Annotated in this window: 9 protein-coding genes and 1 pseudogene; 6 read left to right on the top strand and 4 right to left on the bottom strand. The window is 34.3% G+C overall.

Annotated elements, in window-relative coordinates; genetic code table 11:
- Nucleotides 1-262, bottom strand: a 262-nt coding sequence (locus tag FD16_RS12150) for a site-specific integrase (protein WP_476739303.1), incomplete at its 3' end; no start/stop codon positions are given.
- 85 nt (nucleotides 263-347) lie between these two features.
- On the opposite strand from FD16_RS12150, the gene FD16_RS12155 reads away from it, so the two are divergent.
- The 6 genes and pseudogenes from FD16_RS12155 to FD16_RS12675 form a co-directional block, all read left to right on the top strand.
- Complete coding sequence (locus FD16_RS12155; protein WP_001748109.1) at nucleotides 348-611, top strand: AbrB/MazE/SpoVT family DNA-binding domain-containing protein; 264 nt, start codon at nucleotides 348-350, stop codon at nucleotides 609-611.
- On the top strand, nucleotides 605-949 hold the full coding sequence (locus FD16_RS12160) for a type II toxin-antitoxin system PemK/MazF family toxin (protein ID WP_001748110.1): 345 nt from the start codon (nucleotides 605-607) through the stop codon (nucleotides 947-949). Before FD16_RS12155 ends, FD16_RS12160 begins: the two co-directional genes overlap by 7 nt.
- Nucleotides 950-1381: 432 nt before the next feature.
- Nucleotides 1382-1549 (top strand): LPXTG cell wall anchor domain-containing protein, encoded by a 168-nt coding sequence (locus FD16_RS12885; RefSeq protein ID WP_156403261.1) that lies wholly within the window; start codon nucleotides 1382-1384, stop codon nucleotides 1547-1549.
- Between the two features lie 23 nt (nucleotides 1550-1572).
- Complete coding sequence (locus FD16_RS12165) at nucleotides 1573-2811, top strand: glycosyltransferase family 2 protein (RefSeq protein ID WP_056938566.1); 1239 nt, start codon at nucleotides 1573-1575, stop codon at nucleotides 2809-2811.
- Between the two features lie 25 nt (nucleotides 2812-2836).
- A complete protein-coding gene (locus FD16_RS12170; protein WP_056938567.1) occupies nucleotides 2837-4480 on the top strand; it encodes a TIGR03766 family XrtG-associated glycosyltransferase in 1644 nt (547 codons plus the stop codon).
- Nucleotides 4481-4679: 199 nt separating this feature from the next.
- Nucleotides 4680-4889, top strand: a pseudogene (locus FD16_RS12675) (transposase); the annotation flags it as partial.
- A 191-nt stretch (nucleotides 4890-5080) separates the two neighbouring features.
- Here the strand turns inward: FD16_RS12675 and FD16_RS12175 are convergent.
- The 3 genes from FD16_RS12175 to FD16_RS12185 form a co-directional block, all read right to left on the bottom strand.
- Nucleotides 5081-5626 (bottom strand): DUF536 domain-containing protein, encoded by a 546-nt coding sequence (locus tag FD16_RS12175; protein ID WP_056938568.1) that lies wholly within the window; start codon nucleotides 5624-5626, stop codon nucleotides 5081-5083.
- Nucleotides 5619-6554: a replication initiation protein gene (locus tag FD16_RS12180; RefSeq protein ID WP_056938569.1), complete on the bottom strand. Its 936-nt coding sequence runs from the start codon at nucleotides 6552-6554 to the stop codon at nucleotides 5619-5621. Before FD16_RS12180 ends, FD16_RS12175 begins: the two co-directional genes overlap by 8 nt.
- 651 nt (nucleotides 6555-7205) lie before the next feature.
- Nucleotides 7206-7418: a hypothetical protein gene (locus FD16_RS12185; RefSeq protein ID WP_056938570.1), complete on the bottom strand. Its 213-nt coding sequence runs from the start codon at nucleotides 7416-7418 to the stop codon at nucleotides 7206-7208.
- Between the last annotated feature and the right edge of the window lie 343 nt (nucleotides 7419-7761).

The raw sequence follows: 7761 nt of genomic DNA on the forward strand, positions 1-7761 counted from the left end.
CTGTTTGAACTGGTTTAAGGTACAAGGTATTAGGCTTACCAGTTTTTCGATCATGAATGAACGCATTTTGTTTAATAGAACCGTCCAGATTAAAAATATCGGTCTGTTTTAAACCCATAACGTCACTCACTCGCAGTAGCGTCGCTTTACCAACTTGAAAAATCGTATAGTTACGTCGGCCAGCTTTAAAGTTATTGAGTAACGTATCTTGAACCTCTTTAAGAACGTTTGAATCTTTTATGGGTAAGACAACTTGTTGCATGTAAATGACCTCCAGTAAGAATATTTGCATTGTGTATCTACACGGGATATACTTGACTTGTAATAATAATTTAGGAGGGAAAAATATGGAACTTATTAAAGAACAAACACGCTTAGCAAAGTGGGGAAACTCGAAAGCTGCTAGAATTCCTAGCCAAATTATTAAACAACTGAAATTAGATGATAACCAAGATATGACAATAACCATTGAAAATGGATCAATTGTTTTAACACCAATAAAAAAGAACCCAACCAATATTCACGAACTATTTAAGGATTGGCAAGATGACGGGAAAAGGGATCACGAGCTTGATTGGGGAAAGTCAGAAGGTAATGAACTTCAATGGTAAGCCAAGGTGATATATTTTATGTTAACTTTAATCCAAGCCGTGGTCATGAACAGATGAATAAGCGACCAGCCATTGCTCTAAGCAATGATCTAGTCTGTCAGACAAGTAACATGACGATTGTGGCTCCAATTAGCAGTACCAAGCGTAATTTTCCAATGTATCATCGACTAACTAGTAGTCAAACAGTATATGGAAAGGTATTATTAGATCAAACCATAGCCTTAGATTTACGGGCAAGACATGTCACTGATGAAACTATTGTCGATCATGTATCGCGTGAAGAACTAGAAGAAATAATCACTTTGTACAAATTATTGTTTAGTATTGATGACAAATAGAAGAAGTCATTTCTTTAGTATTAAAACAAATAACCCCCAAGATCTATATTATAGATTTTGGGGGTTATTCTTTCAATGTTTTTGAGGGGTTATTTGTAAGTTATAGCCCCTAAAATGCAACACATAGTTTTCTATGCTAGCTTCTCAATGTCCTATGTGTTTTTGTATCTTATCGGCCTGGCACAAGTTATATCTTTTTTATTTTATGGTAGATTGTAAAGATTTCTTATCAACAGCGGTTGACAAAGAGCCATTATAAATTAGACAATACATTAGAAGCTGGAGACAAGATTGTCTAGATAATGTGTGAGATAAAATTTTTGGCAGGTTATCATACAAATGTTCAACTTAAATTTTACAATCTGCCATTTTACAATCTGCCAAATTTAATGATGCTAAGTTAAATTACTATAGTAATTAAGGAGGATTATTATGTATCAACAGGGTCTTGGAGTTGCTGGAATTAGTGCTGCTGGAGTGGGAATGCTTCCTCAAACTGGAGAAGCTGGCAATATTCTAAAAGTAATAGGGATCTTATTAATCATCGGAATTGTTTTGACACAAGCAATTGTTTTTTTCTTAAAAAAAAAGAGTAAGTAAGGAGTAGTATCGGTGAAGAAGTCATGACGACACTGTTATTTTGTTTGGCCATTTATTGCCTGCTTTCAATTATATCAGTACTTTTAAATGTCTTTTTTAGCAACATACAGGCGATAAAAGCATACCGTAGCGAATTAAATGGCTTAAGTCAAAAAAAAAGGACTGTAATTAATAGAATTTCAGTAGTAATACCTGCCTATAATGAAAGCAAAGTAGTGTATAGAACCGTAAAATCCATTATGAATAATTCTTATGGAAATTTTCAAGTCATCATTGTTAATGATGGTTCTACTGACAATACCGCAATTGACCTATACGAATTAAAAAAGCGATATCCTAAGTTAATTGTTGTAAATCAAAAAAATTCAGGTAAAAGTGCTGCTTTAAATAATGCATTATTTAATTATGTCAATGGAGATATAATGCTTGTATTAGATGCAGATTCCATTGCAAGTACCGATGCATTAGCACAAGTAAATTTAACATTTCAAAACGAAAAAATAATAGCTTTATCATCAAATGTAAGAATTTTACATCCAAAAAAATTCTTGGAATGGGCGCAATTTTTTGAGTATCTGTTTTCTTCACACAATCGGGGAAGCCAGGTACCATTGAATATGCAGTATATTATTGGGGGAGCCGGATCAGCATTTCGAGTGCCATTTTTAAAAATGGTGGGCGGATATGATATAAATACTCCTACCGAAGATATTGCGCTTTCATTAAAAATGATCAATTATTTTGGAAATAAAGACTGGGTTTTTGGGTATTCTGCTAATGCTATTTTTTACACAATGCCAGTACACTATTATCAGGAGTTGATAGCACAACGATTACGCTGGCGTTACGGACAAATATATGAACTAATCAAAAATAAAACTATGATGTTCAATCATAGTGGAAAGTATACTTTCCTTTTTTCCTTTTTCCGTCTCCCATTAGCCGCATTTGGACTGATAGTCATCCTGACAGGTCCGTTTTTAACATTTACGTCAGTTTTTGCGTTACTGTCACTTGACTATTATTTATTTTTAGGTCTAACTTTACTTTTAACATTTACTTTGCTATTTACTCTTGCTAATGAGCCTAAAATTAGTATTTCTGATAAAATAAAGCTGATCTGTTTTTCGCCTGCTCTATTTGTATTATTGAGTGTTATTTCATTCATTGAATTTATAGCGTTAATATTGAGCTTTAAAAAAATTAAACAAGCAGTAAAATATGGGAAAGCAGATTCTGGTTGGAATCATGTCAGTCGATGAATAATTAAAAATGAGAAGAATATCTATGAGAAGAATATCTAGAAGAATAAAGCATAAGGCGTGGCCAATTCAATTCATAAATAAATTTATAATTGTGCTGTTCTCAGGATTAATATGGCTAACTCTTTTTTTTGCTTGTATCTCACCGAACTTAATTTTAGGAAAGAATACAGTTACTGGTGCCGGGACAACATTTTGGACAACAAGCTGCTTTTTTATACTGTTCGTTGTTTTCATTTTATGGGAAGTAAGCGATGAATTTCGACACGTTTTGCACGATATTTTTATTGCTAGAGAAAATACTTCACTTGTATTTTTTTGCTTGTTTGTATTAGGAATACAAATCCTTTTTGTGAGTGAAGTACACCCTCCAATTGGTTGGGACGTTAGTGCTCTACATCATGCCCTGACTGATACAAATGATCCTAATATCATTGCTTATTTTAGTCTTAATTACAATAATTTGCCTATTCTGTTAGTTCAACATATGTTGGCAAGTTTTTTTCACACAACTTCCTGGATTTTCTTTGATTGGGTGACTTTATTTCTAGTTGATCTTTCGGCACTCATTAATGTGATTAGCATTTGTATCATTGATAATGATGACAAAAAAAAAGTTCGCATGGGAATTTTCATTCATTGTATTTTCTTGTTGCTTTTTCCTACAATTATTGTGCCATATACGGATGCTTGGGTTCTTCCTCTAGTTTCATTTATCTTTTTGGGAATATGCATTGTTCTTAAAGAAAGATATTCATTTATTTTTCGTGCTATTGGATCTACAATAATTGGCATATCGGCTACCGCTGCCTTTATTATTAAGCCGTCAGCTTCAATTCCAATTATTTCATTTACTTTGATATTGTTGATTAGTGTTATATTTCCTTTGGAAAATTCTTTGGCTACAAGAGACAGGCCACTTGTGCGAACAAAAAAATCTCACAAAAAATTAAAATTATTAATTTTGTTGTTTATTACATGGACTTTCGCGGCTGGCACTTATATCAATCTTAATAAGAATCTTGCAAACCAAACGTATATTCATGTTGATAAAGAACGTGAAATACCTGCTGTTCATTTCATTAGTATGGGGGCAAGTGGGGAAGGCGGGTACAATCCTAAAGATGCACTTATGATGGCTGTTTTGCCTACCAAGAAAGCCCGTATTAATTATTCTTGGTCCTTGTTAGAAAAGAGGTTAAAAAAAAGGGGGATTTGGGGAAATCTTCTTTTTTATGTTAGTAAACATAGAAATAACACATCTGATGGTAGCTTCGCCTGGGTTAAAGAAGGAAACTTCATTGTTGGTAATGGTATTCCTCAAGAGAAGGGGCTGGCTGGTTGGATTGAACAGTTTGTCTACCTTTATGGGACAAGAATTGGAGATTTTCGATTCTGGGCGCAAATTTGGTGGTGTATTTGGTTAACTATGATTGCTTTTGGACAAAGCAATCGGGGAAAAATCGTACAAATACTGAGGCTAACAATTATTGGCGGATTTGTTTATTTACTGATTTTTGAAGGTGGTCGTAGTCGTTACTTGATTCAGTTTTTACCTGAATTTTTGATTCTTGCCGCAATTCTCTACCAAAATTCGTGGCATCGTATTTATGAATTTTGGGGGAAACTTAAACAAAAAATGGTAAACTTTATCAAAATCGATGTATAAAGAGAGCCCTTTTTCGATTTTAAACATATAGACACAATGATGATCTAATTTAATTTTTTTGAGATTAATGGTAGATTGTAAAATTAATCCGAACGCTGTTCGGACAAAAAAGATCAGCTCCTAAAAAATGGTGTTTACCACAAACCCATCTTTTAGGAGCTGATCTTTTGTCTAGTATAACCTATTCCGAACGAATTAAATCCGGCAATCACTATACTCCACTAACCTGATTGAGAACTTTAATAAGCATCTCAAGCGCACCACCCACCACAAAGAACAATTTCCAACGGAAGATTCACTGGATCGCTTCCTGGTTTCTCAGTTTAATGTTTATAACGAGAAGTCTCTGAAGCGGATCCACCGAGGATTCAAAGGACTCCAGGACACCTTGGAAGCATCATTTATTTAAGTTAGATACATATTATATGTACGAAGGCATTTCATTTACACAAGATTCTTGACGCTACCAATAAACAATACAGGTCTCTTCTTTTCTAATGTTAGAAAGCCCTTTAATTTATCTAAACAATCCGTTTTATACTTAACATAATCCATAATTTGTATGCTCTTTTCTAGTACATATTTACGATAATTATTCGATTACCAAAAATGCCACCATTTTTTATTAGTTATATTTTTAGCTGCCTGTTTTTTTGCACCATCAGTTTTTGCAACTTGGCTTTTTTCTATACTTTCAAAATCTTCAACTGGGCCATCTAATTTTCGTAGGCGTTCTTTCAAATGGCGATCTTCTGCTACTGTTGCTAATTGTAATTGTTGTTGTTGGTCTATTAGTTTTGTTAAATGATCTATTTGTCTGTCTTTGCTACTTATTTGCTGGTCTTTGGTAGCAAGTTGTTTGTCGCGTTGAGACTTTAAATCTTCTACCTCTCTTCTTAGAGTAGTAACCAAATCATTATTTTCTTTGCTAGTCTTTGTCGCTTTTTTGCTACCTATTTGTTGATCTTTTGCTACCAAAGGCTTTGCTACCTTGTCCCTAATAATCCTTTCAGCTGTAAGGCTAATCATGTTTGTACCTTGACTATTTTTTTGTTGGTTCTTTGTTGGTAGTCTTTGGTAGTGATATTGAATAGTTTGTTTAGAGACCTTCAATTCATCAGCAAGTTCTCTAATAGTTTTAGGCATTATTTCCAAGCCCCTTTCGGAGTTCAGCAAGTGCTTCTTGTCTTGCTTGATCTCTGATTTTTTGATCATGTTCAGCTTGTTTTTCAGCCAGTACCTGTTTTTCAGTTGTTCCTAAAGGCAAGCATTTAACTTTGTCAATTGCACGCCACTTTTCTTTATCTGATAATTCATCATTGTGCTGAATGTTAAAGAGTTTTTGACGCTCATCTTGAAATTTGCCTTGAGAAAAATCATTTGCGTCCTTTCTTTCAGGTTTCCAAGTAAAAGAATAACCGATAACTGGTTTTCCTCTGCCTTTACCATATTTTTTTCTAATCGTTAGCCCTCTAAAAAGCGGGGTTAATTCTTCTCTAATTGGCTTAATAACCTTTTTGTCAACATTTGAAGGACTATTCCAATAACTTTTAGGTATATCAAGCAATTCAAAAAAATCTTCTTTAGAGAAATAAGAATAGCCAGTAGTTCGAAATTGCTTAATTAGACGAAACATTGTTTTAGCGTAACTGCTTTTTAAATTTTTAAATTCTGTTAGGGCATAACGAACCCAACTTTCTAAATCGTTTAGCAAGTGCAATGCTTTGGGATAAATCTGAATATCAACATAAGGTTCTTCAGCTTCACCTTTAATTTCAAATTCAGTAAACATAACAAAAAATTCACGATTTAAGCCACTCTTACTTCTACGGCCAAACCTAAGGCTGAGGATCTTTTGGTATGTATTTTCAATATCATCAATAAAACGTTTATTTGCGGTTGGTTTATAGTTACTAAGCTCTTTTAACTGGTCAAAAGAGAAACGAACAGTTTTATTCCCTTGATCCCGCATGCGGGAAACAATTGAAAAAAATAAATTCATCTCAATTGGGGTAAATTTTCTCAAGGGAATAGTATTCAACTCAGGATCATACTTAACCAACTCATTAGACATGATTATCACCTCAAACACATATTAAAATAAAAGCACCTTTTTATCAAGTACAGAACTTATAAAGGTACTTGATAAACAGACAAAAGGTACTTGATAACCTTCTGTGAGCCTTGGGAGAGTAAGGCTCAAGAGGGGTCTAAAAGAGGTTTAAAAGAGGTTTATAAAAGAGGTATATAAGAGGCACCACTGTACGAGATACAAACCTAAAACAAAAAACACAACGGAGTGAGCCAAAAACCGGCTCACATTAAACTCCAGTCGCACAGCTCCTTGCGCCTCACGCTGTTCGTTGCTTAAAAGGTGTGGCAAGCCACATTAATTCGGGCGCTGACGCCCCGCACCCCGTCCAAGCTGAGCCAGCTTGACTGCTTTTTCACTCGCCGTTAGGCAGGAAAGCAAAGTTTCTACAAAACTTTGGCTTTCGCCATTTCAGTGTAAAGACTGGTTAAGAACTGTCAATTCCTTATGCTCCCACGCTACGCTCGTCCGCTACCATTGACAGCAAACAGTTAGTTTTTTGAATCTCAAAAAGATTTTAGCTGCTATGTTCGTTTTTAAGGGCCTTATTTTCCGTTTTTAGCGGTTTTGAGACTGTTTATATATATTTATACCAAAGCAAAAACAAAAAGCCCTCAACAGGCTCTTAGAGGGCTAAATAACGAAGCCAGGACGATTAATAATATCTTCTTGTCTTTTTTGCAAAATATAAGTGTATAAGGAATCATACAAATTCTTTTTAAGCTCGTCAGGTTCATTGACAGAAGCTTCAAACAATTCTTGAATATCAACTTGCCAAGGATCAGCAAGCATTTCATCAATTGGTTTTAATACTTTCTTTTCGTCCATCTTAATGACTCCTAACATCAAAATAATGCTTTCAGTTTAGATTTACAGATCTTACAACACCGTTATTCAAAATTTGTTACCAAGCTTATAAAAATTCTCTGCACAAAGCAATTAAAAAATTTTGGCTTAAAACAGCGTAATCTGCAACACTTTTTAAATATTTAAAACATAACAATCCTAGTTAGGTGCAAACATAAATTGAATTAAAAATACATTCAATTCAATAACGAGAAAAATTGATTTTATGGCTATCAGCAGACAGAGTGAAACGAGGTCAATGCGCACTTACACATAGAATTTATTCTATGTTGTGCTAGACCCATTAAAAACCTGTATCAGAAGTCGCCGTTGGCGACAACAA

This window comes from Paucilactobacillus suebicus DSM 5007 = KCTC 3549 (genome assembly GCF_001434475.1).
Lineage (GTDB): Bacteria > Bacillota > Bacilli > Lactobacillales > Lactobacillaceae > Paucilactobacillus > Paucilactobacillus suebicus.